Raw genomic sequence first — 24,343 nt, 5'->3', positions numbered from 1 at the left:
GCGCCCACCACACTTCGCTTGATTCCCGGACACGAGTGTGTCCACCCCGAGCCTGAAATGGAGCCCGCATGGCGACAACGGCCTATGCCCCTAATCCGGATGCAAAACTGACCCCTGAACAAATCCAGTCCGTCTGGGGGACGTTGCGTTCCCCGCGGCGTCTGAAGACCGAGGTGCTCGCCGGTCTCGTCGTCGCTTTGGCGCTGATCCCGGAAGCGATCGCGTTCTCCCTGATTGCTGGTGTGGATCCGCGCATCGGCCTTTTTGCGTCCTTCACGATGGCTGTTTCCATTGCGTTCCTCGGTGGGCGGCCAGCGATGATCTCGGCCGCCACAGCCGCGACCGCCCTGGTCATCGCGCCGCTGGTTTCTAGTCACGGAGTCGACTATTTTATCGCAGCGGTCATTCTTGCTGGTATTTTCCAGGTAATCCTGGGGCTTATTGGTGTCGCGAAGTTGATGCGTTTCATTCCCCGCTCCGTCATGGTCGGGTTCGTCAACGCCCTGGGTATCCTGATCTTCACCTCGCAACTGCCCGAGCTGCTGAATGTGCCGTGGCTGGTCTACCCGATGGTCGCCGTGGGCTTGTTCATCATCTACCTGCTACCCCGGATCACGAAAGTTGTACCCGCACCCCTGGTAGCGATCGTGATCCTCACCGCCGCTGCAGTCGTTTTCGCGCTCAACGTACCCACCGTGGGGGATAAGGGAGAGCTGCCCGAAAGCCTGCCTTCACTTTTCATCCCGAATGTTCCCTTGACGTTCGAGACGTTCCAGATCATCGCCCCCTATGCCTTGGGTATGGCCGTGGTTGGTCTGATGGAGTCCTTGATGACCGCGAAGTTGGTCGATGACATCACCGACACCCGGTCCAACAAGGTCCGCGAGTCCTGGGGTCAGGGGACAGCGAACGTCATCACCGGGTTCTTCGGCGGCATGGGCGGTTGCGCCATGGTCGGTCAGACCATGATCAATATCAAAGCCTCCGGGGCGCGGACCCGGATCTCGACCTTCCTCGCCGGCATATTCGTCCTCATCCTCGCCGTGTCCCTCGGAGACATTGTGGCGCTGATTCCGATGGCAGCCCTGGTCGCGGTGATGATCTTCGTTTCCGTCGCCACGTTTGATTGGCACAGCATCAAGATCGACACGCTCCGGCACATGCCCAAGAGCGAAACCACGGTCATGGTGTCCACCGTAGCCCTCACGGTCATCACCCATAACCTGGCCATCGGCGTCATCACCGGTGTCCTCGTCGCGATGGTTGCCTTCGCCCGCCGGGTCGCCCACTTCGTCAGTGTCGAACGGACCATCGAGGAACACTTCGGGGAAACCTTCGCCAAATACGTCGTCAGTGGTGAACTGTTCTTCGCCTCCTCGAACGACCTCTACATGCAGTTCGAGTACGCCGAAGACCCGGACAAGATCGTCATCGACATGTACCAATCCCACCTCTGGGATGCATCCACGATTGCCTCACTGGATGCGATCATCGAAAAGTACCGCCACTACGGCAAAGAAGTAGAGATCCAGGGCCTCAACACCGCCAGCACTGCCATCCGGGACCGACTCAGCGGCCGGCTCGCCGGAAGCCACTAGGTTCCACAGAAGAACGGATAGGCACGACGGGAGACAGGTGGCAACGGGAACGGACGCAGTGAGAAAGTCACGGGGAGCGGGATCATGGTCCGGCACGGTAGTAGCAGCCGCGCTGATCACCGCGGCCACGGCGCCGGGACAGACCGCGGGGCTCTCACCATTCACCGACCCGCTGATCGAGCAGTTGGATGTCTCGCGGACCGCTATTTCAGTCAGCTATCTGATTGGAACGTTAGTTGGTGCGGCTGCCCTTCCATTCATCGGCAGGGGCGTAGATCGGTGGGGTGCCCGGACCATCATCACGGCGGCGGCTCTGGTATTCGCTGGGACGCTACTCGCGCTAAGCTTCGCCACTGACATTGCTGGTCTGACAGTAGGTTTCGTGTTCTTACGGATGGCGGGACAGGGTGCTTTGACCCTGGCCGCTACGACCGCCGTGGTCAAAGCCATCACCACCAGGCGCGGTCTCGCCCTCGGCATCACAGCCGCCGTCGGATCGGCCGGAATATCCCTTACCCCCGTTCTGGTCGATCGTTTGATTAGCGCCGGGGGCATAGAAATGGCCTGGCGATACCAAGCCGTGGCTGTACTGGTGGTCATCTTGCCGATGGTTCTCCTACTCCCGAAGCACCGCAAAACAAGTACCGCAAAGCCGGCCCGTAGCCAGGCCGCGTCCCACCCAAATATGGTCCTCGGCGCTGATTGGTCGAGCAGACAAGCTAGCCGGACGCCCATCTTCTGGGCGATCGCAGCGGCGCTGGCTGCAACCGGTATGCTCACCACTGGTCTCGCCTTCCATCAGATATCCATCCTTACCGCACGCGGCTTGACCAGTACCGAAGCCGCGGCGAACTTCATTCCCCAAACCGTGACCGGCATCCTGGCAACTCTTGTCGTAGGTGCCCTTTCCCACCGCATTGACCCCCGGTATGCCCTGGCCGGATCAATGGCACTTTTAGCGGCTGCGCTCGGTTTTTTGCCTCTGGTAGACGGCATACCATCGGCCCTGCTTTACGGGCTGGTGCTGGGCGCGGCTGCCGGCTCGATCCGAGCAGTCGAACCCATCGCGCTGTCCCACTATTTCGGGACAGAGAATATTGGCGGAATCCGTGGGATCATCACAGCCATCAATGTGGGCTCCACCGCTCTGGGCCCGATCATGTTCTCCCTCGGGCGCGACCTTACAGGTAACTATGCTGTGCCAGGCTTGATCTTCGCGGTACTTCCGCTAGCGGTAGCAGTGTTCGCCCTGCTGTGTCCGGTCCCGGGTCGAAACCGCAAACTTATGACCCGGAACCGGATTCAATAGATCCCGCCACGATGCCGAAAGCATCGTGGCCACTTCCCGAATCTTCAGCCAAACCTTCAGCCTTCGGCAGCAACTCGCTTTGGAGTAAACCTAACCTTACGTTAGAGTAGGGTATGAGTGAGCGGTTCGTTAGCATCCTCAACAAGAGCACCTCCGCTCGCTATCATCAGCAAGGAGCATTCACGGATGACCATTCGCGTAGGCATCAACGGATTTGGCCGGATCGGCCGCAACTACTTTCGAGCCTTCCTCTCCCGTGGCCAAGGCTTCGAAGTCGTCGCGGTCAATGACCTTGCGGGTGCGGAGATGCTTGGGCATCTGCTGAAGTACGACTCTGTGGCGGGGCGACTTGAACAAAGAATCGAAGTCTCCGGCGATAGCCTCATCATCGGCGACAAGACCGTCAGGGTTCTGGCCGAACGCGATCCTGCTCGTCTGCCTTGGGGGGAACTCGGTGTAGATATTGTCATCGAGTCCACCGGTTTTTTCACCCAAGGCGCTGAGGCTCGCAAACATCTCGAAGCCGGTGCTCGAAAGGTGATCATTTCAGCGCCAGCATCGGACGAGGACTTCACTGTCGTCATGGGAGTCAACGACTACCTGTACGAGCCCAACAGCCACCACATCGTCTCCATGGCGTCGTGCACTACCAATTGTTTGGGCCCGCTGGCCATGGTCCTCAGCGAACGCTTCGGCATCTCTAGCGGACTCATGACGACTATTCATGCTTATACTGCGGACCAGAATCTGCAGGATGGACCGCACAATGACCTGCGACGGGCGCGGGCCGCGGCCCTGAATATGGTTCCCACCTCGACGGGGGCCGCAAAGGCCATCGGAGCGGTGCTGCCAGAGTTGAAGGGCAGGCTCGATGGTTACGCCGTTCGGGTGCCGGTGCCTACGGGATCCGCAACTGACCTGACAGTCAACGTCGAGCGTGAGACGACGGTTGAGGAGGTCAATGCCGCGTTCAAGGAGGCTTCCGCAGGGGATCAACTGGGCGCCTACCTTTCATACACCGAGGATCCTATTGTGTCCTCCGATATCGTGGGAGACCCGTCATCATGCATCTTCGATGCGGGACTGACCAAGGTGCTGGGTAACCAGGTGAAGGTTGTCGGGTGGTACGACAACGAGTGGGGTTACTCCAACAGGCTGGTCGACCTCACCGCACTGGTGGCGAACAAACTTGTTTGAGCTGCGTGCAGGTACCCGTCACCTTCCGGGCAGTGGCATCCCCCATCTAGGCTCACAATGGTGACGGCCACTCCCCCGCGGGGGGCAACCATGCCGGGTGGCCGAACCGGTCCGGGATCCCAACGGGCTTTGCGTCGGCTCAATGAGCAGTCGGTGCTCTCTGTCGTCCGCGACCATGGACCGATCTCTCAGGCGGATCTCGCACGGAGGACAGGTCTGTCCCGTGCGACTGTGTCGATTCTCGTCGCCTCGCTTCGCATTGAGGGAAGCGTCTGCACTTCCGTGGGGGTCAGCTCCGGTAGGCGCGCTGTCCTTGTCGAGTCGGTCAACGAGGAAACACTTTTCGCAGGAGTCACTTATCTGCCCGACGGTATCGTCGCCAGCCTTGTTGACTCGGGCGGAACGATCGTTGCCCGATCAGCATCACATTTCATGCGCCAACCCAAGAAGTACGGCGTCCAGCCGTGCCCGCAAATCGTCGTAGCGGAGTTAATGCAGGAATCGGGAATTCCCCTCAACTTCGTGGCCGGCGTGTCCGTGGCGGCTGATCCTCGCGCCCCCTTACCTGGTTGCACCAGTCACGACCACGTGGCCGTGATGCCGGTGCTGGGGGAAGTGCTGTCCCTGACGGAAGCCACGGCTCTGAGCGTCGCGACGGCCGGGAGGGAGAGGACACTCTTCATCGACGTCGGACTTGAGATATCAGCAACGATGCTCACTGGCCGGTCGCTGCTTCCCTGCGATCCCCTCACCTCCCAGTTAGCCCACCTGAGGGTGGGCGGCAGCACTCTTCCCTGCCCGGTCTGCCGACGCACTGGATGCCTTGATGCGGTTGCGTCCTTGGCGGGCATGGCCACTGTCGCGGGCGCGGCGGATATCGCGAAGACGCCAGGGCCCACACGGGCTGTCGAGGAGTTTCTTGATCTGGTTCAACATGATGACCAAGGTGCGGTTCGGGTAGTGAGCAGCGCGGCCCTTACGCTGGGGGAAGCGTCGGCGGCGATGATCACTTTCGCAGGTATCACCAACATCGTCCTGGCAGTTCCTTCCGTCCTCGCCGCGCGCTTCGTGAAGGATTTCACGCGAAGCTTGCGCAGTACCGCTTACCTGCCTTATTCCGGGCCGGTCTCCATCGCTTCCTGCACCCGGGACCCGCACGCGACGGCAGTGGGAGCGGCACTGCACGCCCTGCACACCGTCACCGGACCGAGAACCTCATCTATCGCACACCGCGCCCTATCGACATGATCTGACTGACACTACTGCTTCATGCCGGCACCGTTGCCCTTCCCAGTACGTACTGGTGGGGCGCACGACTGGCTTGGATCACCGGGCCTTGAGGGCCCACCGACTGTCCTTTACGGGACAACAAGAAAAGGAATAGGAAATGACTGCACACAACACGATTACCAAGACCGTCACCGTCCAGAACACCGAGCACCTCGACGAGGTGACGGTTCACGTCGAGATGGATGTCGCCTGCACCTGCAGCTCCGGTCTTGGTGGCTCCTATACCCGTTCGGACTTCGGTCATCGCTGAGCGCATGCGGAATGTGAGGAAAGATTCCCGCCGCCCGACAAGAAGTAGCGATACGAGCATGCCAGCTCCGCTTCAGCAGGGGGCAATGCGGATTGTGGCTCTTGGTGGGATCGGCGAAATTGGCAGAAACATGACCGTCTTTGAGTTCGACGGCAAGTTGCTGATCGTGGACTGTGGCGTGCTGTTTCCCGAGGACCATCAGCCGGGCGTGAACGTCATCCTTCCCGACTTCTCCTACATTAGGGACCGGCTCGATGACGTGGTGGCCGTAGTCCTCACGCACGGGCACGAAGATCACATCGGTGGGATACCTTACCTGTTGAAGGAGCGCTCCGATATCCCTCTCGTCGGTTCCCGTCTCACGGTCGCCTTCATCGAAGCGAAGCTGAAAGAACACCGGATCACCCCCAAAACTATCCAGGTCAAGGAGGGTGACCGCCGGACCATGGGTGGATTTGACCTCGAGTTCGTCGCGGTCAACCATTCAATCCCGGACGGCTTCGCCGTCGCGATTCGCACCGCGGCTGGCATGGTGCTTCACACGGGCGACTTCAAGATGGACCAGTTCCCGCTGGACCGCCGCATCACAGACCTCGGCGCCTTCGCACGCCTAGGGGCCGAGGGTGTCGACCTCTTCCTCACGGACTCGACAAACGCGGACGTCCCAGGGTTCACCACCTCGGAGAAGGACCTCGCGCCGGCCATCGACGCCGTTTTCCGTACTGCACCGCGCAGGATCATCGTCTCGAGTTTCGCGAGCCACATCCACCGCATACAGCAGATCATTGACACCGCGCACCAACACAGCCGCAAGGTCGCGTTTGTGGGCCGTTCGATGGTGCGGAACATGACGATCGCCGCAGACCTGGGCTACCTCACTATCCCGCAGGGCCTGCTCGTCGACTTCAAAAAGCTCCAGCGAAGTGACGACCATAGAGTTGTCCTCATCTGCACGGGCTCACAAGGGGAGCCGATGGCAGCGCTGTCTCGCATGGCCAACAAGGACCACGCAATCCGTATCAGTGAAGGCGACACCGTTTTACTCGCCAGCTCGCTCATCCCGGGCAACGAAAACGCGATCTACGGAATCATTAATGCCCTAACGGAGATCGGTGCCAATGTTGTTCATAAAGGCAACGCCAAGGTCCACGTTTCTGGGCACGCTAGCGCTGGAGAACTCGCCTACTGCTACAACATCGTCAAACCTCGCAACGTTATGCCCGTTCATGGTGAATGGCGCCACCTGCGCGCCAACTCTGGGATCGCCGTCGCGACAGGCGTAGACCCCCGAAACGTCATCATCGCTCAGGATGGGGTGACGGTCGACCTTTCCCAAGGTCGCGCAACAATTTCCGGCAAGATCGACGTGGGTCTTGTGTTCGTTGACGGTGACAATGTCGGCGGTATCACCGAAGAAGACTTGAGCGAACGTCGCCGCCTCGCTGAGGAAGGCGTCGTCACGGTCCTCGCGATCATCGATCCTGACAACGGTGACATCGTCGAAGCGCCCGAGTTTTTCGTCACGGGATTCTCATGCTCGCAAGTGGACCTCGACCGGGCCGGCGATGCCGTTGAGAAGGCGCTGCGAGACGCCGCTTCGAACCGCCAAGGTGGCCGCCGGCAGGACCCGGAGGGCATCATCGAGCGGGTCACGGCCAGCTGGATGCGCCGCTTCTATAACCGCGAACCCGTTGTCACAGCAATTGTCGTCGACGCCTGACCACCGTGGGCGACCCGGAGGATGTCTATCCGCTTTGTAAGGGATGAGATCAAAAATGGAGGAATCCCCTCATCTACAGGGAAGGGGCTTCCTCCATTTCTGTGCACACTCAAAACTCGCCTGGGCCACATCCGATGTTAAGGGTTGATGCTGACAAGAGGTCAGCACGCTCATCTTTCTCACGTTGTTGCGCGAACGTCGGGTGTCTTCAGAAGATTTCGGAGAGGACCCGGAAGAGCCCTTTCGGTGATTATCGACGCGGCGGATGTAAACGGCGTCGGTCCACGCTGGGGACCGATACTGGGACCAAGTGGAGGCTCACATGGCCGATCACATCAAAAGAACCGGATGACCCCGGCTGTGCATGCACCTCAGGCAGGCGGAAAGTGAACCGAGACTCGGCTTGAAAAGCGATGGCGGAGTCGCCCATCCCCTCATCCGTCAAGGATAAGGGCCAGTGGGAAGTGACCGCCCGGAGGTGCCCTCGTCCATCACCGCAACGAAGGAGGCCTGCGTACTCCTGGACGGATTCGTAGGGGCCGCTGCGGTGAGCTTCCATAATGATGATTGCTCCCTCCAGCCAAGCAGACGATTGGGTTCCCGATGATGCGACTTGATTCAGGGAAGCCCCGGCCGGGCCGGGTTTGCTGAATCCCGAAGCTTTAGCGGCCACCTACCCGTCGGCTGCGTAGGCGAGAGCGAAACGAAGATACATGCGATCTCCTTCGATCCGCAGCAGACCGGATCTGACCGACAGTTTTGCGACCGGGCCGGGAAATTTGCCTGACGGCGCGTATCTCAGGGAAACGACCGATCGATCACCGTGGACACGCCACGCGCGGGCTATATCCGAATGCTTACCTTGAATAGTCCCGTGATCCTGGAGTTCTGCAGCGAATTTATTAGTAAATCTACTCACCATTACACTCTACTCTAACGTAAGAGTAGAGTGTAATGGTGGGTTGCCGAGGAAAGAAGTGGCTGTCGTTGGGTGAGCGCTGAGACCAAAGCAGCTGTGGACCGCCACCCTTCCCACCCTGGAGTGATTACTTGTGCCCCGGCTGGTCTTCCGATCGCTAGGACTCGGGCCAGGGTCCCACCTTCTCTTTACGGCGTTGGCGTTGATCCGACGCCGAAAGTACTTCTGTCAGGTCGCCGATGCGATGAACCTTCACCGCATTGGTCGAACCGACCTTCCCGGGAGGTGATCCCGCGGCGATCACCACCAGATCGTCCTGTTTTACCAATCCCGCCCGCAGAAGAGTTTGTTCGACCAAAGCCGTGACGTGATCGGTGTGGTCGACCATGTCGGTGCGGACTGCCTCGACTCCCCAGAACAGGCTCATGAAGCGCTGTGTGGATTCCGAGGGCGTAAACGCGAAGATCCGCTGGCCCGGACGCAGGCGGGAGAGGCGCCGCGCTGAATCACCTGATTGGGTGAATGTGCAGATGAGATCTGCGTCCAGCTGGAACGCGATGTCAACTGCTGCACGTGTGATCGCACCGCCGCGAGTTCGGGGGTTGCTGCCCAGGGCTGGGAGCCGTTCGAATCCCTCAGTCTCGGTCGATTGGATGATCCGGGCCATGGTGTCCACCGCTTGAATAGGGTATTCACCCACACTTGTTTCGCCCGAAAGCATCACCGCGTCGGCGCCGTCAAGGACAGCGTTGGCGCAGTCCGAGGCTTCCGCCCGGGTAGGTCGTGGGCTAGTCATCATGGACTCGAGCACCTGAGTGGCAACAATGACAGGCTTGGCCCAACGCCGGGCAATTTCGACGGCCCGCTTTTGCACCAGTGGCACCTCTTCCAGAGGGAGCTCCACGCCCAAATCGCCACGGGCGACCATGATGGCGTCGAAGGCATCGACAATCTCTTCCAGTGCCTCCACTGCCTGCGGTTTTTCGATTTTCGCGATGACCGGTATCCGGCGGTTCTCCTCGTCCATGATCTGGTGCACTCGATTGATATCCGAGGCCCGGCGCACGAATGACAGCGCAATCATATCCACGCCTAAGCGAAGAGCCCATCGCAGGTCATCCTCATCCTTCTCACTCAGGGCCGGGATGTTGACCGCCACTCCTGGCAGGTTGATGCCTTTGTTGTTAGACACCGGCCCGGGAACGATAACTTCCGTTACCACCTCAGTGCTGCTGACCCCTAACGCCTGGAGCATGACCTTGCCGTCATCGATCAGCAGGGTGTCGCCGACATTGACGTCCTGCGGGAGACCCTTAAAGGTCGTCGAGCATAGGTCTGCCGTGCCAACGACGTCTTTGGTGGTGATGGTGAAACGTTTACCGGCCTCGAGAAGATGAGGTCCGTCCGCGAATCGTCCGAGCCGGATTTTCGGTCCCTGAAGGTCAGCGAAAATACCCACTGATTTGCCCAGATCGGCAGAAACCTTCCGGATGGTTTCATATGTGCGCTGGTGCACACTACGGTCATCGTGGCTGAGGTTCATCCTTGCGACGTCGACTCCAGCTTTCACGACCGCGAGCGTGTTGTCGTACCCTGCGACAGCGGGCCCGAATGTTGCCACTATCTTCGCTCTTCGCATAGCTGCGGCTCCTTCTTTGTTGTGGTGATTGTTCTACTCGCGTCCCAGATCGCGGTGCTGCAAGGAAATTCGCACATCAGGAACGAGGGTGAGGCGTCGCTTTAGAGCGCTGGCCATAGCAACTGAGCGATGCTTCCCGCCGGTGCATCCCACCGCGATCGTGGCGTAATGCTTATTCTCCTGGCGGTACCCCTGGATGACTGGTTCCAGGGACCTGGCGTATCCGTCGAGAAAGTTGATGGCGCCGTCACCGGCAAGCACATAATCGCTCACAGCCTCGTCCCGACCATCAAGCGGTCGCAACGCCTCTACCCAATGCGGATTGGGCAGGAACCGCACGTCAACGACGTGGTCGGCATCGACAGGCAGGCCATATTTGAAACCGAAACTCACTACGTTGATACGGACAACTATGACGCCCGTTGCGGAGAACAGCTCTGCAACGCTGGTGGACAGCGTGTGAACGTTAAACGAGGTGGTGTCGATGACCAAATCCGAGGCTTCCCTGACACTGGCCAACAACTGACGGTCAGCAGCAATCGATTTCTGCAGGCTGGCCTCGGGAAGTACTGGGTGGGGTCGGGCTTCTTTCACGAAACGCCGCTCAAGCTCTTCGCTCGATGCCTCCAGAAACAGCAAGTGATAGTCGATGCCGGAGGCGCTCAGAGATCGCAGATGGGACTGCAGATCAGTTAGTGCGGTTCTGTCGCGGACGTCGAGTACAACAGCTAAGCGCCCCCACTGCGCCTGAGGGTGGGCCATGAGGTCGGTGAAAGACCTCAAAAGCAGGGGCGGCAAATTTGTCAGGACATACCAGCCCTGATCCTCCAAAGCATTCGCTGCACTGCTGCGTCCTGCTCCTGATAGGCCCATAATAATCAGCAACTGTGAAGCGGACGCCGAATCGACGTCCTGATTCTCACTTTTTTCACCTGCGCCTTCAGCGGAAGGGCGAGTTCCTACTTCAGCTAGCTCACTCTTGACTGCCAGATACTCGGGGTCCGAGATCCCATGCTGGGAAGGACGCCTGCGATGGACACGGCGAAACGGCCTCATGGCTCTTTGAGGACGGACGTGACGACACCGACTTCCTCCCAGGGCACCAACACGTGCAGGTCCTTGGTTTCATGCTCACCGCCGAGCGTCAGGCGCAGGAGTATGCCCGGTTCACTCCCTGCGCAACGAGCAGCGCTCACCGCAAGGACCCGGGGCGGGACATCGATACCCGTATACACGGCAGGATGATCATTGTCAGCTCCCGCTCGAAGGGCATACCACTGGTCACCATTGGCCAGCTTCTGCCCATGAGCAGTACAAATTGGCAAATCTCGGTTCACGGGCTCCCCCGCGTACTGCAGGTCATCAGCGGGATCAACACAACCTACTACTGAGCAAACAGACATGACGTGCTCCTTACCTTCACAGCGGGATTACGGACAAATGGAAACACCGACGAATTTAAACCTACTATAACGTAAGAGTAGATATGTCCGGCTGATCTGTTCCTCGCCTCGTAGGAGAACCCCATAACTCTGGATCTTTTCAACCTCACCCTTGTAGGGGTCAGTCTGCTGGTGCTGATAGCCGTAGCCGCAGTGGGAGTTTCTCGCCGAGCCGGTCTGCCGGCTTTGCTCATCTATATTGCCCTCGGGCTAATCGTCGGAGAGGCAGGCTTTGGTTTACGGTTCGACGACGCTGAACTCACGCAGGTTCTCGGGTTCGGCCTCTTGGCCATCGTGCTCACAGAGGGAGGTCTGACCACTCGATGGACGGTAATCAAACCTGTTCTCGGCGTGGCACTGGCATTGTCCACTCTGGGGGTTGTTATCAGTGTGGGGGTGACCGCTCTTCTGACCTACTGGGTATTGGGCGTCGACGTCCGGACAGCTCTGCTCCTCGGCACGGTCGTCTCTTCCACAGATGCGGCCGCGGTGTTCTCTGTCATGCGACGCCTTCCACTCAGAGCCCGACCCAAAGCCATCCTGGAAGCTGAATCGGGGCTCAACGATGCTCCCGTCGTTATTGTGGTCTCCCTCTTAGTTTCCGATTCTTGGGCCACAACCAATGGGTGGCTCGCGGCTGCCGAAGCCGTCTTTCAATTGGTGGCAGGTGGGATCCTCGGATTTCTTATCGCCTGGTTTGGGAAGGCGGCGATCAGGCGCACAACCATTCCGGCCGCAGGCCTCTACCCGATCGCAGTGGTCTTCATCGCGCTCCTGTCATTCGGTGTAGCCGGGCTAGCAGGCCTATCGTCCTTCGCTGCGGTCTACGTAGCCGCTCTGAAGCTCGGTAACGCCAACCTGCCGCACGCCCGGTCCACCCGGGGCTTTGCCGAGAGCCTTGCCTGGCTCGCCCAGATCGCTCTCTTCGTCCTCTTGGGCCTATTGGCGAGCCCCGCACGTCTTACGGATGCGCTGCTTCCGGCCTTGGTCGTGGGATCAGTGCTTCTGCTGGTCGCACGACCACTGTCCATTGTGATCGCCAGTATCGGATTCGGTCTGCCTTGGCAGGAGAAGGCCTTTTTGTCCTGGGCCGGACTCAGGGGGGCGGTCCCCATCGTCTTAGCTACCATCCCCATCAGTGCAGGGATATCCGAACCACAGAAGATCTTCGACATCGTCTTCGTGCTGGTCGTAATTTTCACCCTTGTGCAAGCCCCCGTCCTCCCCAGACTGGTCAAAATTCTCGGCCTCGGGCGAAGCCCCGAACCGTAGACCCGCCGCGTGTACCGGGTCCGGCTTCAACCCCGAGTACCCTGGCTACCCCGTCTGCGGACGTACATGACAGCTATGCAGCGGAATCCAATACAGAAAACTCGAAACTTCCCATTACGTAAGAGTAGAGTTACTGGTGAAACCTCGAAACTAGGACTGAACCGGATGCGAAGCTCATCTTCATAAAACAGTGAGCGCCAGGGCCGGATAAGAACGGAGCGAATTGTCAAAAGAATCGGCATCAGAACAAGGCCAACAAGGGGAAGATTTCGTTCCGGTTCGGTTCGTGGCTATGGGAGATTCCTTCACTGAGGGAGTTGGCGACGCTGACCCCAACTTGACGGGATCCTTTCGTGGGTGGTCGGATCGCGTGGCGGAGGTCCTCGCCACCTTGGATCCTGATTTCGCCTACGCCAATCTTGCGGTGAGAGGTAAGACGCTGCGCGAGATCATGGATGAACAGCTTGAGCTGGCCTTGGCGATGACCCCGGATCTGGTCAGCTTCTGCGCCGGGGGCAACGACATCATCAGACCGGGTTCGGACCCGACCTTCTGGCGGTCCAGGTAGACGTTGCGGTTCGGGATCTCAGATCCTCTGGTGCCAAGGTGTTGATGTTCGCAGGGCCAGATATCGGGGCGCGTCTGGCGCCAGGCAGGCTCAGGGGGAAAGTAGCGATCTATAACGAGAACCTGAGATCGGTTGCGGACGCTCAAGGCGCCGTGTTGATCGATTTATGGGCTGAGCACTCTTTGCGGGAATATCACATGTGGTCCTCGGACCGTCTTCATTTCTCGTCGGCCGGGCACGAGTTCATCGCCTCGGTTGTCCTCACGAAACTAAAGATCATTGATGCGTCCGCCCGTTCCGGTATGGATTTCGGCCAAGCATCCACGCCGCTGGGATTCCGGGAAGACCTTCTCTGGGCACGCCAGCATCTTCTTCCATGGGCGTTGCGTCGGGTACAAGGAAAATCATCCGGCACCGACCGCGAAGCCAAGAGACCCGCGCTGACTCCACTCTCCCAAGGTCAAGTGTGGGAGTCCAGCTCAGGGGCACCACCGGTCTCGTCAACGTGATGAAGCACTGTCAACGTAGCGCAGCAATAAGGGCATAAACCATCCGCAGAAATCAGGAGAACTTCATGCACATCGGCCTCGTAGGACTCGGAAAAATGGGATTCAACATGCGCGAACGGTTGCGGCAAAGAAGTATCGAAGTGACCGGCTTCGACCGTAATCCCGACCGCACTGACGTTTCCACCCTAGAAGAGCTCGTCGCGGCACTGCCAACCCCGCGGGTTGTTTGGGTGATGGTTCCCGCGGGGCAGATCACCGGTGCCGTTATCAAGGACTTATCCGAGGCTCTCGCCCCAGGCGACCTAGTGATCGACGGCGGCAATTCAAAGTACACCGATGATCAGCTCCATGCCACGCTTCTCGCGCAGAGGGGCATCAGATTCCTTGATTGCGGCGTATCCGGAGGGGTCTGGGGCCTAGAGAACGGCTACGGGCTCATGACGGGAGGCGCCCAAGAGGACGTCGATCTCGCAATGCCAATCTTCGACGCGCTCCGTCCAGACGGAGACCGTGCCGAAAGTTTCATCCACGTCGGCGATGTCGGCGCAGGCCATTACGCGAAGATGGTCCACAACGGCATCGAGTACGGGTTGATGCAGTCCTACGCCGAGGGCTACGAACTGTTGGAAGCCAAAGACATTGTCAAGGACGTGCAGGGGACTTTCGCGGCGTGGCAGAAGGGTACTGTGGTGCGGTCGTGGCTCCTTGACCTCCTCGTTAAAGCACGTCAGGAGGACCCAGGCCTGTCGCAGATCGCAGGTTATGTAGAGGACTCGGGCGAAGGCCGCTGGACCGTCGAGGAAGCCATCGCCAATTCGGTGCCGGCACCAGCCATCACCGCCGCCCTATTCGCTCGGTTCGCGTCCCGTCAAGAGGACGCGCCCGCCATGAGGATGGTCGCGGCGCTGCGCAACCAGTTCGGCGGTCATGCCGTGAAACCCGCCCAACCGAAAACCAAGTGAGCTACCGGCGTTCTCCACGCTCACTATGAAGACGGACTTCCCAGGCAGTGTCACACTACTTTTACAGTAAAAAGATAGTTGCGTGTTGCAGGGTGTACGGCGTCGGTGGCGATCCAAGCATCTTTCGCCCACCGGTACAGCCGGTATTCCGGCCAGGTGTTGAGGATATGCGCCACGACCTCTGCGCCCGTATGCCCATAACGGGCGGTGTGTCGGTCTTCGATCTCGATGAGCATTGAAGGGCGGCAACGTTCGATCATGGTTTGCGCACCCTTGACGACGTCGAGTTCGAACCCTTCGACGTCAACCTTTATGAACGCCAAGTCCTCTAGGCCCTGCTGGTCGCAGAAGCTATCAATGGTACGAACCGAAACTGCCCGGTAGCCCCAGGGACCTGATTTGCGAGGATGGGTCGCTTCGAGATGGGCGTGTCCATAGATGGGTACTCTGAGAAATTTTGGAAGTACCAAAATTGACTCACCTCCGCGGGCGCCAAGAGCGGCGTCATCGACCTTTACCTGATGCAGCCGAAAAAAATTCGAAAACACCTCTAATGCCCGCCGCTGCCTGGGCTGAGGTTCGAAGGCCACGACGCGGCCCGAGCGCCCGACCAACCGAGCCAGCGGATAGGTATACATGCCGTGTGCGGCCCCCACATCAATCACCTGATCCCCCGGATACACAATTGATGCGAGCCCCGCCAACTCCGGCTCGACCAAATGCAACCGAGCGAGGGCTCGGACAACTCTCTGCAGAGGACCCTTTCGGGGCAAATTAACAAGAGCGGGGGCGACGGCCATTAAGGTTCCTCATCTGTAGGTCTCGTGAAGGAGATCGAAAAATCTCCAGACGTAGTGCACCTCAGCTGAAGTACAAGGCTTTGTGACCATGAGAGGTCCATCGTCACGCGAGGAATGGAGCTACTAGTACCCCGAACGGGTAAACCTTCCTCCGTCTGGGCACGTCATCCTCTGCTGCACGAATCGAGTACCTCTAAAATCTCATAACTACTCTAACGTAAGAGTAATGTTTCGTCGAAAAGACCACATTGAACCGTGTCGAGAATCATGTCGAGGGCGCGGTGGCGTTTAGTGGCGGATGACGATAACTCAGCAGAGCTATCGTCATCCGGGCGTTCCCCATGGTGCGTACCCCTACGGTTCGGTGGCCACATGCCGGATCTCCTGACGTTGGTGGGGCTACTGGTGGTTCAGCCATGAGGGATTCGCCCTCCGGGGCGTCATGCCAGCGCTTATTCGTGTCGTTGAGCAGGGCCTCAGTTTTGGTTAGTCCAATGTGGACCGGGATGCCGGGACGTCCGCCTACCTTGATGAGGAACTTTTCCCGCCCAGGGGGTTCGACGTCGATGCCGTGTGAGTCCCGGGCGGGGTGGGTCTTGCCAGGACACGAGTTTTTGCTGTTCCTGCCGGGAGAGCGGAATCGCTTTGGTCAGCAACGCCATTTCCGAGGCCGGAAGGCCACCACAGATGACCATGCCCGAACGTTCCACAAACCCTTGTGCCTTCATCCGATCTTGTTCCGCTGGCAGGGCGAGTAGGTCACTCATGGTGTGGGAGATCATCACCTGTCCGACACCGACAGAACGGTTCAACCGGGTGAGCGCGTCCACACGGTCCACCATGCCTTTACCGGCCCGTAATGCCCGCCACAGCTCATCCAAGACCACAAAGTAGTGACGGCGCGGCTCCAGCCCAGCGTCTGCGAGAGCGTTAGCGACGTTGACCGTACCGAAGCGGTAGGACCAGCACGCCAGCAGCACAGCGGCTTGGAGATCTGTTTCTGTTTCGTCAATGGAGGACACATCGAACACCACAGCCCGGTCACGCTGCATCGGGTTAGTGGTGTGCTGGGAGAGAATTTCGCCGAGCTCACCTCGAAGGTCGTATGCCAGGCGCGCGATGACCTTCCTCCCCCATCCGTCCTGCTCCTGGCGCGCGAGGACGTCTCGACCAATGCCCAAGTACAGCTCGATCAGCTGCGTATTGACGGTCCGCTGGGCCGTGTGGCGGGCACTACGTACTCGATCTTTTAGCGCCTGCAGCGTCGAGCCGTGTTCATCAGGCAGTGCGACGTCGGAGGCTGGGCTATCTGGCTGTCATCCTGGTCGCCCTTGGTGTCGGGCTCCTCATAAAGGAACAGCCTCCCCTATCCATCCTTGGTACCCTGCAACTACTTAGTAGCAGGACCGATAGTTGAACCTGTGCCAACTTAAGTTGACCAAGAGTAAACCCAAACGGTGTGCCAATTCAAGGGTTTAAAAGGGCCTAAGTGGCCTCCTACATTGCATCTCCTACGGAGATTTGGTCGAACACTGCAGTGAGTCCAACAAAGGTAGGCCGAGCGCGCTGTTCCGCGGCGGTCATCGTGCCAAATAACAGGGACGCCGACGTCGCGCAGCGTTCCTAGCCCCTAGACCGTGCGACTTCATGTCGACGGCTTTGCCTCGAATGCCTTCGTAAACTTGTGGTGCAGCGAAACGAGTGATTGCTTTCCCTTGGCGGTGAGGCGTAACGAGTCGTGCCGCAGCAGTGCGTAAGCGACTTCCACCTTGCTGGGCGTCCCAACTCGGTTCTTCCTCGCCCAATCTTGGAACGTCTTAGCGATCGGTTCACCCTGTACGAGGTCGTCGACGCCGAATCTCTGCTTCTGACCCATGATGTCTAGGAATCCGTTGACGACCTTGAGATAGGCGGTGGGCTCGATGAGGTCTTCCACGGCGTGGCCTTCAGGAAGCGAGCAGGTTCGCTTCCGGTCGACACCGGCAGCCACGAGTAGATCTACATGGTCCGTTCCGCCTTGGTCTCCGTCGACGAGGTAGACAACCTTAGCTGCGACTTCTTCAACTCTGATGCCGGATCCATGCGCGTTGGCCAACCCCTGGGCTATCTGATAGTCGAGGTCGGAGAGGCCGGTCGCCTTACGAATGAGGGTGGGAAGGAGCACCATGTCCGACGCTCCCTCGGCCAGAACCGCCTGGCGGCACATTGAGAATGCAGCGGCGCTTGCGCCCATGGCGAAGAGGAGCGGAGAGAACCCTGGGCCCTCCCCCTCCCAAAAGTTGTTCCTGATGACGCTTGCGTTTGCGTGCTCCGGGTCGCGAACGACGACACGGATGCCCGTTCCTAAATCGCTCGGGAGACAACCTGGCGAGTGCGTGGTGTAGAAGACCTGTGTGGCGTTGATGTTCTTCAGGAGCACTCCGACTAGGTCGGCTTGAGCGTCGTAGTGCAGGTGCGTCTCCGCCTCGTCGATGAGAAGGATGGGCGGTACCGAAAACTCACCGGCGGCCAAGAACGCGACAAGAGCAACGAAGGTTCGTAGCCCGTCGCTGCGTTCGCCGATGTTCGTTACGTCTCCGCCTTCGTAAAGTTCGCGGACCATAATCTCCAACAGTGTGCCGTCGACGTTGAGTCGGACAGTGATCCCCGACTGATTCCACGCCTGCGAAAACAGGTTCTGCAGTCGCTCGTTCCCACGCTCCAGGAGCGTCGCGCGGTTAGTGCTGTCACCGTTCTGTATGTGCGTCCATAGGACGTCGAGGTCGACACCAGCGATGTGCAGCAATGAGTTGACCGCAGGCGGTATCGCTCGCTGCGGTGCGGTCAGTTCATAGGTCGACTCAATGGTTCGGTGCTCATCCTTGAAAAGAACGAACTGAGGCATCCGGAGACGCAGCACCTCCCAAATCTCGTCTGTCGGGTGGACGCGCCTCGCAAGGTTTCCGGCCGCCTCAAGCAACGCTACGAGTTTGGCGTCACGAGGCGTCTTGCGTCGGTCAGGGACAACAAGTAGCCAATCACGGAGCTCTGCCAAGGCCGTTAAGTCCGCACTGTCCCAACCACGATCGGGGTCTTTCAAAGCCGACGCAAGCGTGGATGCCCACTCAAAGGGGCCATCATCTTCTTCGTCGTCCTTCAGTTCGAGGTCCGTGTCGGGTTTGATCGGCAGGGAAGCCATGGCCGTTTCCAGGCGAGCAAGCGCCAATGTAAACGGCCTCCTAGGACGTTGCGGCCACGGTCTCAGCGTGTAAGAGCGCTCATCGTTGACTTTCCGAGCCAGAGAAAACGAAGTTGGCGGCGTCTCACATGGAATGTCAATAATCGCCTGCTTGTCCTCCTTACTCAGTTCAAAGAAGATACGCACAACTTCTGAGGTATCGCCCTGCGGTGGACGAGTTCGGTTCTTGTCCGTCACGCGTAAGGCACCGCCCGCGCTGAACCAGGCGAGTCCCGACAGGAGGGTGGTCTTGCCCGCCTCGTTGAAACCAACAAAGGCTGTGATGTCACCATCGATGTTCGTCGACGCGCTAGCCAGCCGCCGGTACCCCTCAAATTCAATGCGCGAGCAGCGCATCAGTTGACCGCCGAAGAGAACGGGGGCTGGGAACTACCCTGAGGTAGACGTCGCTGGCTTGCTTGCGGATCAATCATGGTTCCGTCCTTTACTGGGCTTCCGATCATCCTGCCTTTGCTCAACAGCATCGCAGTGGATCCGACACGGTGTTAACATTTAGGCTACCGAGAGCAGCGTCGTCGTGCGCTCACTGCTCGTGGTGTGGTCGACGCCCGCCTCTGGCCTCCAGGTGGTCGAATTAGGAGTGCCAACGCGAAGCTAATCGAAGGCAAAAAAGCACTTTAGCGGCGCGCCGATCACCGAAAAGGCTCTGACTGGTCCTTCCAAAGCGCCGAGGTGGAGCTGCGGAAGCTACAGCGATCTACCTCTACTTCGATCTGCGGCTTCCGCGGCCTTACGGGCGGCGGATGCCGCTTCTTTTTGCGCAGACTTCGTTGTGGGCTTCTCAGAGGCGGCTTTTTTCCGCTGAACGGCTTCCTCGGCTTTCTTTCCCCACCCTGAGTTGCGGTTGGTGGAATGGGTGGCATCCTTAGTCTCATTCACGTGGGGCTGCTTCGTGTTCTGGTCCTGTGGGCCGCGGGCGGAATTACCGTCGACCTTGGGCGTCTGCGGCTTTGCCGTATCTGCAGCGGCCGCCGCCTGTGCGCGGTGCCTGGTGAGCACACGGGCGACCGCGGCCGACATATCGTCGCCCTGCTGCGGAGCTGATTCGGCCTGTAAAGCGTCCACGATGCGTGCCTCGCGCTGCTGCGGCGCCGGCAGGGTGTCGCTGGCCGCGGCGCGTTCTGCTCGCATCCGGTCGATGACGCGGCGGGCTGCTGCCTGGTCGGTCGTCATGCGGTCAGTAATCGCGGCCTCGTCCGTCCCCTGCTGGATCTGCGTGGCCGTCCGCGGTGCAACGGTAGTGAGCTCGCTGTGCTTGTGTAGGGCGGTGGCGCGTTCGATGAGGCGCTGCGCGGTCGGATCATCCCGGTACTGCTTGGGAATCAACGCAGCCTCATGGGTGCCGATGTTGTACCGGTTCCGGTATGCCTCGGTCTCGGCCGCGATGCGGTGCCACTCGGCTGCCTTCGCGTCCTTCCCGGGGACGGGCCCGAGCGCGTTCGTCCACGCGGGCTTCTCTTCCGCTAGTTGCGCACCACGGATCATGACCCTCTGCCCGAGGTGCGCCCGGAGCCGGTCAAGCTCCGTCCGATAGGACGAGGGCACCAGCTCGTCGCGCACGAGCACGGACGGCGCGAGGTCATCGCTGACCGACGGGGTGGCCGCTGGCCGCATGCTTGCATTGCTCGCCGTGCTGGCCTGTGGCAGTGCGACGGAGCGGAGTTGCTGCTCGTTCCTGATGGCGTCGCCGATGGTGACCTGATGCGCGGTGCGCGGCTCCTCCCCGCGTGCGGTGCGCTCGATGGTGGCCTGCGTCGGGGAAAGATCCTGCCGGCGTTCCAGCTCGACCGTCATCGCCTGCACAGTCCACTGTGCCTTCCTCGTCGAGGCGTCGACGGGCTGGTTCGGGTCGATTGCCTGCACCTTCTGCAGGGCATCGGTGCGTGCATCAGCAAGCTTGTCGGTCCGCATGAGTGCGAAGGGACGTGCCGCCCACTGCGTGTCCATCGGCATCTCTCCGGGCGAGCGGCGCGGCAGTCCGGTTCCTGCTGCGTGCTGCGTAGCCTGCTGTGCGAGGCGGGTCAGGTGCTCATCGGACACGGCGCCGAGGGGACGCTGGTCGGCGTTGGCGAGGAGCCTGTGGGCGGCGTCGATGCGCTGCTCGAGGCGGTAGGCGAGGACGGCTGCCGGGTCCTGTGCTCCGTCGAACCCGGGCAGGTGCCCGGTGTCGGCATGCTGCCCGCGCCCGGTGCTGTCACGGGTGACGCCTGCGGCTTGGGCCAGGAGTGAGGCGGGGTCGAGGCCCTGAGATTCGGCTGTACGCAGGTGCGTTGTCACTGCTCCCCATGCTTCGTGCGAGGTGAACTGCACGGCGGTCCGCGGCCCCAGAACTGAAGCGGCGATGGTCCTGGTCTTGGCTTCCCACGCGGCTTTCTCGACCTCGTTGTAGACGCCGGCGAGGGTCGCGACGTCGCCGGTGCGGACGGCCTCGATCCGTACTGCTTCGTGCGCTGACAGTGTGCGGTCGTAATTGGCGGTGATGGTGGACAGGACGCTGTCGCGGGTCACGGCCTGGTCGTTGTCGTCGCCGAGGGCGACGTAGAGGCGGTTCGTCTCGCGTCCTCGGGTGGCGGCGACGTAGGCGCCGGCGCGGTCGGTCCGCTCGTCGAGGATTGCGTGCGCGGTGTCCACGGTCGCGCCCTGGGCGCGGTGCACGGTCGCGGCGTAGCCAAGCTGGCCGTGCTCGTGGAGGTAGTCGGCGTCGACGGTGATCCGTCCCCGGTGGCCTGCGTGCCGGAGGGTGATGCGCTGCCGTTCCTGTCCTGCAGCTGCATCGGTGGCGGGGTCTGCGGTGACCTTTTCGATGGTCCAGACGTCGTTGTTCTTGACGAAGTCCTTGCCCTGGTTGACCTGCAGGGTGCGGTCGTTCTTGCGGGTGACGGCGGTGTCGCCGGCATAGGCGCGCAATCCGTCGCGGAGCACGACGGACGGTGTTGTCTCGGTAATCGGGCCGATGCCGTCGGTGAGGTCGCCGGTGGCGATGCGGGCAGCCTGGGCGCGGGCGTTGAGGTCGGTGACGGTGGCGTTGTCGGTGGCGATCAGCAGCGAGGTCTTGCCGGCTTGGGTGTCGGCCATCCACGCGGCGAGTGCGTCCTGGGTCATGGCTTCGGTGGTGCCGGCGGTGACACGCTTGTTCTCGAGGTACCAGTGGAACGGAGTATCTACACCGGCTGCGGGAGGTTCGCGCAGCGCCAGGGACGCCTCCGACTCACCTTCCGTGCGGAAGCGGTGGACTTCCTCGAGGCGGACCGCTCCGACCTCGTTGTTGAGCAGGCGCAGCGCCCCGCCGGAGCCGATGGCGCCGAGCTGCCGGTCATCTCCGATGGCCCTGATGACTGCACCGTTGCGGGCCGCGACGGCGACGACCTCGGCGAGCTTCGGGGTGGTGACCATGCCGGCCTCGTCGACGATGATCACATCTCCGGCGCCGAGGATGAAGGACGGGTTGATGGAGCTCGAACGTGCGCCCGCGCCGTTGTCCTGCTGGTTCTGTTGTTGGTTGCGGTGGGTGGCCAGGAACGCGTCGATGGTCGTTGCTTCGGTTCCGAGGTCCCCGCTCATGACTGCGGCCGCGGCGGCGGTGGGGGCGAGTCCGATGACCCGTCCGCCGGTGTCGCGGACGGTGTCGGCGGCCAGGGACAGGCTCGTGGTCTTACCCGTTCCTGCCGGTCCGATGCCAAGGGTCAGCAGCTTCTCGTCGGTGGCGAACGCGCGCGCCAGGTCGATCTGTCCTTGAGACAGGGCTGGTCCGCCGGCCTTGGCCGCAGCTTCGGTGTGCTTCGCCAGGACTGCGTCGAAGCGTTCCATGGACACGGCCGGGATGACGGTCTTCTGTCCAGCGGCGAGGATCCTGTGCTCGGCGTTCAGCACCTCGTGGGAGGTGAACAGGGCGCTATCTGCCTGCTGGAACTGACTCGTTCCGTCGGTCCGCTGGAACTCGCGCAGGCTTGGGGTGATGGCTTCCGGTGTGACTTGGAGGCTGTGTGTGCCGGTGACGGAGCGGGTGACCTTCTCCACGGTCTCGTCGGTAATGCTCTGCCCGGGGAAGGCTTCTTTGAGGTGTCGGCGGGTCTGGGCGATGACATAGTTCCGGCCCCATGAAGCACGCTTGGCTGACAGCTCGTGGACGATCTGACGGGCGTGCTCGTGCACGTTGAGGTCGGCGATACTGGGGCCGGCGGAAGCGCCGAGCCCGGCGCTGCGGACGTGCTCGAGGAGAGTCGGTCCGACCGGCATCCCCATTTCGGAGCTGTAATCCTTCTGCCATTCGTCGACCAGCTCGGAGAGCCGGCGGGCGCTCTTTTTCTCTGGTCGGGTCTCCAGTGTGGCCTGCTGCGCCAGGGCGATCTTTTGCTTATCGCTGGGCGCGTAGCCGTGCCGTGAAGTGAACTCGGTTTCGAGCCGGTTGATCGCCCCGGCGATGTTTGTGCGTCTCGAGGAGGCTCGGTGGATGCTCTCGAGGTCGATGCCGGCGACCTCGTAAACGGGCTCTCCACTACCAGTGGATCGGGCGACGGTGCTGACGCCCAGGGACGCGCAGACCTTCTCGATGACCTTCGCGTTGTACGTCTCGGACGCGGCGACGCCCATCTTGTAGAGGGTGCGCCCATCAAGGGAGGACCACTTCCCGTCGACGCCCATGACCTTGTTCGCGATGACGACGTGGTCATGCAGCTGCGGATCCCCGGCGCGGGAATCGTAGTGCCGGAACTGGGTAGCGACCAGGCCGCCGTCGACGTCGATCTGGCGGACACCGTTCTTCCCGCGGCGCGTATAGGTGGCGTTGTTCTCGAGGAAGGTGATCGTCTCTTTGATTGCTTCATTGTGCGCAGCCTCGACTGCTTTGCGTGCTTCGTCGCCGCCGAGCGCCCACAGCAGGGACACCGATTTGGCGGGCGAGAACACAAGGTCATACCCGGCGACGGTCTGCTTCGACGGGGTGGTTTGCGTGGTCACGTACCGGGCCAGTTCTTCGTTGCTGCGGGCGTTCCGACCGTGGGAGTCACGGAACAACTCTCCACCAATACGGGAGCGGATCTCGTGCATGGCCTCTATTGGCGGCGCCTTGTCGGCGTTCTCCGGGCCGCTCCACGCGGGTCCACTGGTGCGCCGGAAGCGGGCCACTTCCTCGTCGATCCGGCGCGTCATCGTCGTGTCCGCGGCACCGTACTGGTGGTACTTCTGGCCCAGCTTCACGTCGTTCGCGCTGCCGCCGGCGGCGAGGATACTCGCCGCCTCGGGGTGAAGGCCTTCACCAAACAGGGCTTTCATCTGCGCTTCAGTGACCTCACCGGTCACCCCCAACAGTTGCTCGGAGTGTCCAACCCACTGGCCCGGAGGCATTCCCTCGACGGTGTAGTAGTCCCCCAGCTCGCGGCCCCCGGCTCGCAGCTCGTCGGCACTGGCGACCTCGGAGGTGTAGTAGGCGTAGCCGTCCCCGGCACTGAGCTTATGGACGGTCATCACTCCACCATCCTCACCCACTCCCCCACCCCACTTGAGGCGGCACGCCGGGCAGGGCTGACCTCATTTATCGAGATGCAAGAGGTGTGACCAATCATGTGGGTGGAAGGGAGCAAAATCTGTCGATGACGTAGCAGGAGGAAAACCAGATGAAGCGCTGTGGAACC

The 24,343-nt window shown here is 60.7% G+C and carries 16 protein-coding genes and 2 pseudogenes; 11 read left to right on the top strand and 7 right to left on the bottom strand.

The features are described 5' to 3' along the window. Positions 1 to 68: 68 nt before the first annotated feature. The 6 genes from HMI58_RS11195 (at position 69) to HMI58_RS11170 (ending at position 7,364) form a co-directional block, all read left to right on the top strand. The gene (locus HMI58_RS11195) at positions 69 to 1,598 is read left to right on the top strand and encodes a SulP family inorganic anion transporter (RefSeq protein ID WP_171619810.1); all 1,530 of its coding nucleotides are present in this window, start codon (positions 69 to 71) and stop codon (positions 1,596 to 1,598) included. A 58-nt stretch (positions 1,599 to 1,656) separates the two neighbouring features. Next, complete coding sequence (locus HMI58_RS11190; RefSeq protein ID WP_171619808.1) at positions 1,657 to 2,907, top strand: MFS transporter; 1,251 nt, start codon at positions 1,657 to 1,659, stop codon at positions 2,905 to 2,907. 186 nt (positions 2,908 to 3,093) lie between these two features. Continuing rightward, positions 3,094 to 4,104 carry a type I glyceraldehyde-3-phosphate dehydrogenase gene (gap, locus tag HMI58_RS11185; protein ID WP_171619806.1) on the top strand — a complete coding sequence of 337 codons (1,011 nt, stop codon included), beginning with the start codon at positions 3,094 to 3,096 and terminating at the stop codon, positions 4,102 to 4,104. Between the two features lie 57 nt (positions 4,105 to 4,161). Continuing rightward, the gene (locus HMI58_RS11180) at positions 4,162 to 5,352 is read left to right on the top strand and encodes an ROK family protein (protein WP_345890621.1); all 1,191 of its coding nucleotides are present in this window, start codon (positions 4,162 to 4,164) and stop codon (positions 5,350 to 5,352) included. Between the two features lie 139 nt (positions 5,353 to 5,491). Further along, positions 5,492 to 5,644, top strand: a complete 153-nt coding sequence (locus tag HMI58_RS11175) for a hypothetical protein (RefSeq protein ID WP_171619802.1) — start codon at positions 5,492 to 5,494, stop codon at positions 5,642 to 5,644. A 58-nt stretch (positions 5,645 to 5,702) separates the two neighbouring features. After that, positions 5,703 to 7,364: a ribonuclease J gene (locus tag HMI58_RS11170; RefSeq protein ID WP_171619800.1), complete on the top strand. Its 1,662-nt coding sequence runs from the start codon at positions 5,703 to 5,705 to the stop codon at positions 7,362 to 7,364. A gap of 1,076 nt (positions 7,365 to 8,440) precedes the next feature. Here HMI58_RS11170 and pyk read toward each other — a convergent pair. Continuing rightward, positions 8,441 to 9,922, bottom strand: coding sequence for a pyruvate kinase (pyk, locus tag HMI58_RS11165; protein WP_171619798.1), 1,482 nt, complete (start codon positions 9,920 to 9,922; stop codon positions 8,441 to 8,443). Positions 9,923 to 9,955: 33 nt separating this feature from the next. After that, positions 9,956 to 10,807 (bottom strand): RNase adapter RapZ, encoded by an 852-nt coding sequence (gene rapZ / locus HMI58_RS11160; RefSeq protein ID WP_240153766.1) that lies wholly within the window; start codon positions 10,805 to 10,807, stop codon positions 9,956 to 9,958. A gap of 224 nt (positions 10,808 to 11,031) precedes the next feature. On the opposite strand from rapZ, the gene HMI58_RS11155 reads away from it, so the two are divergent. The 5 genes from HMI58_RS11155 (at position 11,032) to gnd (ending at position 14,675) form a co-directional block, all read left to right on the top strand. After that, positions 11,032 to 11,313: a hypothetical protein gene (locus HMI58_RS11155; RefSeq protein WP_171619796.1), complete on the top strand. Its 282-nt coding sequence runs from the start codon at positions 11,032 to 11,034 to the stop codon at positions 11,311 to 11,313. A gap of 135 nt (positions 11,314 to 11,448) precedes the next feature. After that, the gene (locus HMI58_RS11150) at positions 11,449 to 12,636 is read left to right on the top strand and encodes a potassium/proton antiporter (protein ID WP_171619865.1); all 1,188 of its coding nucleotides are present in this window, start codon (positions 11,449 to 11,451) and stop codon (positions 12,634 to 12,636) included. A 292-nt stretch (positions 12,637 to 12,928) separates the two neighbouring features. Continuing rightward, complete coding sequence (locus tag HMI58_RS14865) at positions 12,929 to 13,204, top strand: SGNH/GDSL hydrolase family protein (protein WP_263971916.1); 276 nt, start codon at positions 12,929 to 12,931, stop codon at positions 13,202 to 13,204. Positions 13,205 to 13,248: 44 nt separating this feature from the next. Then, a complete protein-coding gene (locus HMI58_RS14860) occupies positions 13,249 to 13,713 on the top strand; it encodes a hypothetical protein (protein ID WP_263971917.1) in 465 nt (154 codons plus the stop codon). A 65-nt stretch (positions 13,714 to 13,778) separates the two neighbouring features. After that, on the top strand, positions 13,779 to 14,675 hold the full coding sequence (gene gnd, locus HMI58_RS11140; RefSeq protein WP_171619794.1) for a phosphogluconate dehydrogenase (NAD(+)-dependent, decarboxylating): 897 nt from the start codon (positions 13,779 to 13,781) through the stop codon (positions 14,673 to 14,675). Between the two features lie 50 nt (positions 14,676 to 14,725). Here gnd and HMI58_RS11135 read toward each other — a convergent pair whose 3' ends face one another. From HMI58_RS11135 to mobF, 5 genes and pseudogenes are all read right to left on the bottom strand, one after another. Next, complete coding sequence (locus HMI58_RS11135; protein WP_171619792.1) at positions 14,726 to 15,394, bottom strand: FkbM family methyltransferase; 669 nt, start codon at positions 15,392 to 15,394, stop codon at positions 14,726 to 14,728. Positions 15,395 to 15,740: 346 nt separating this feature from the next. Then, positions 15,741 to 16,569 (bottom strand): annotated as a pseudogene (locus HMI58_RS11130) (hypothetical protein); the annotation flags it as partial. Between the two features lie 30 nt (positions 16,570 to 16,599). After that, positions 16,600 to 16,668: pseudogene (locus HMI58_RS14710) on the bottom strand (hypothetical protein); the annotation flags it as partial. 452 nt (positions 16,669 to 17,120) lie between these two features. After that, the gene (locus tag HMI58_RS11125) at positions 17,121 to 19,049 is read right to left on the bottom strand and encodes an AAA family ATPase (RefSeq protein ID WP_171619790.1); all 1,929 of its coding nucleotides are present in this window, start codon (positions 19,047 to 19,049) and stop codon (positions 17,121 to 17,123) included. Positions 19,050 to 19,400: 351 nt separating this feature from the next. Then, positions 19,401 to 24,176, bottom strand: a complete 4,776-nt coding sequence (gene mobF, locus HMI58_RS11120) for a MobF family relaxase (protein WP_192476296.1) — start codon at positions 24,174 to 24,176, stop codon at positions 19,401 to 19,403. Positions 24,177 to 24,343: the final 167 nt, after the last annotated feature.

It is taken from the genome of Arthrobacter sp. 147(2020) (assembly GCF_013116715.1).
Lineage (GTDB): Bacteria > Actinomycetota > Actinomycetes > Actinomycetales > Micrococcaceae > Arthrobacter_D.
This window is presented reverse-complemented; position numbering and strand designations above follow the sequence as displayed.

What these genes read in the sequence shown, in the direction of transcription:
- HMI58_RS11195 (WP_171619810.1), top strand. Translation starts at nt 69, where the DNA reads ATGGCGACAACGGCCTATGCCCCTAATCCGGATGCAAAACTGACCCCT.
- gap (WP_171619806.1), top strand. Translation starts at nt 3,094, where the DNA reads ATGACCATTCGCGTAGGCATCAACGGATTTGGCCGGATCGGCCGCAAC.
- HMI58_RS11180 (WP_345890621.1), top strand. Translation starts at nt 4,162, where the DNA reads ATGGTGACGGCCACTCCCCCGCGGGGGGCAACCATGCCGGGTGGCCGA.
- HMI58_RS11175 (WP_171619802.1), top strand. Translation starts at nt 5,492, where the DNA reads ATGACTGCACACAACACGATTACCAAGACCGTCACCGTCCAGAACACC.
- HMI58_RS11170 (WP_171619800.1), top strand. Translation starts at nt 5,703, where the DNA reads ATGCCAGCTCCGCTTCAGCAGGGGGCAATGCGGATTGTGGCTCTTGGT.
- pyk (WP_171619798.1), bottom strand. Translation starts at nt 9,922, where the DNA reads ATGCGAAGAGCGAAGATAGTGGCAACATTCGGGCCCGCTGTCGCAGGG.
- HMI58_RS14865 (WP_263971916.1), top strand. Translation starts at nt 12,929, where the DNA reads ATGGGAGATTCCTTCACTGAGGGAGTTGGCGACGCTGACCCCAACTTG.
- HMI58_RS14860 (WP_263971917.1), top strand. Translation starts at nt 13,249, where the DNA reads ATGTTCGCAGGGCCAGATATCGGGGCGCGTCTGGCGCCAGGCAGGCTC.
- gnd (WP_171619794.1), top strand. Translation starts at nt 13,779, where the DNA reads ATGCACATCGGCCTCGTAGGACTCGGAAAAATGGGATTCAACATGCGC.
- HMI58_RS11125 (WP_171619790.1), bottom strand. Translation starts at nt 19,049, where the DNA reads ATGCGCTGCTCGCGCATTGAATTTGAGGGGTACCGGCGGCTGGCTAGC.
- mobF (WP_192476296.1), bottom strand. Translation starts at nt 24,176, where the DNA reads ATGACCGTCCATAAGCTCAGTGCCGGGGACGGCTACGCCTACTACACC.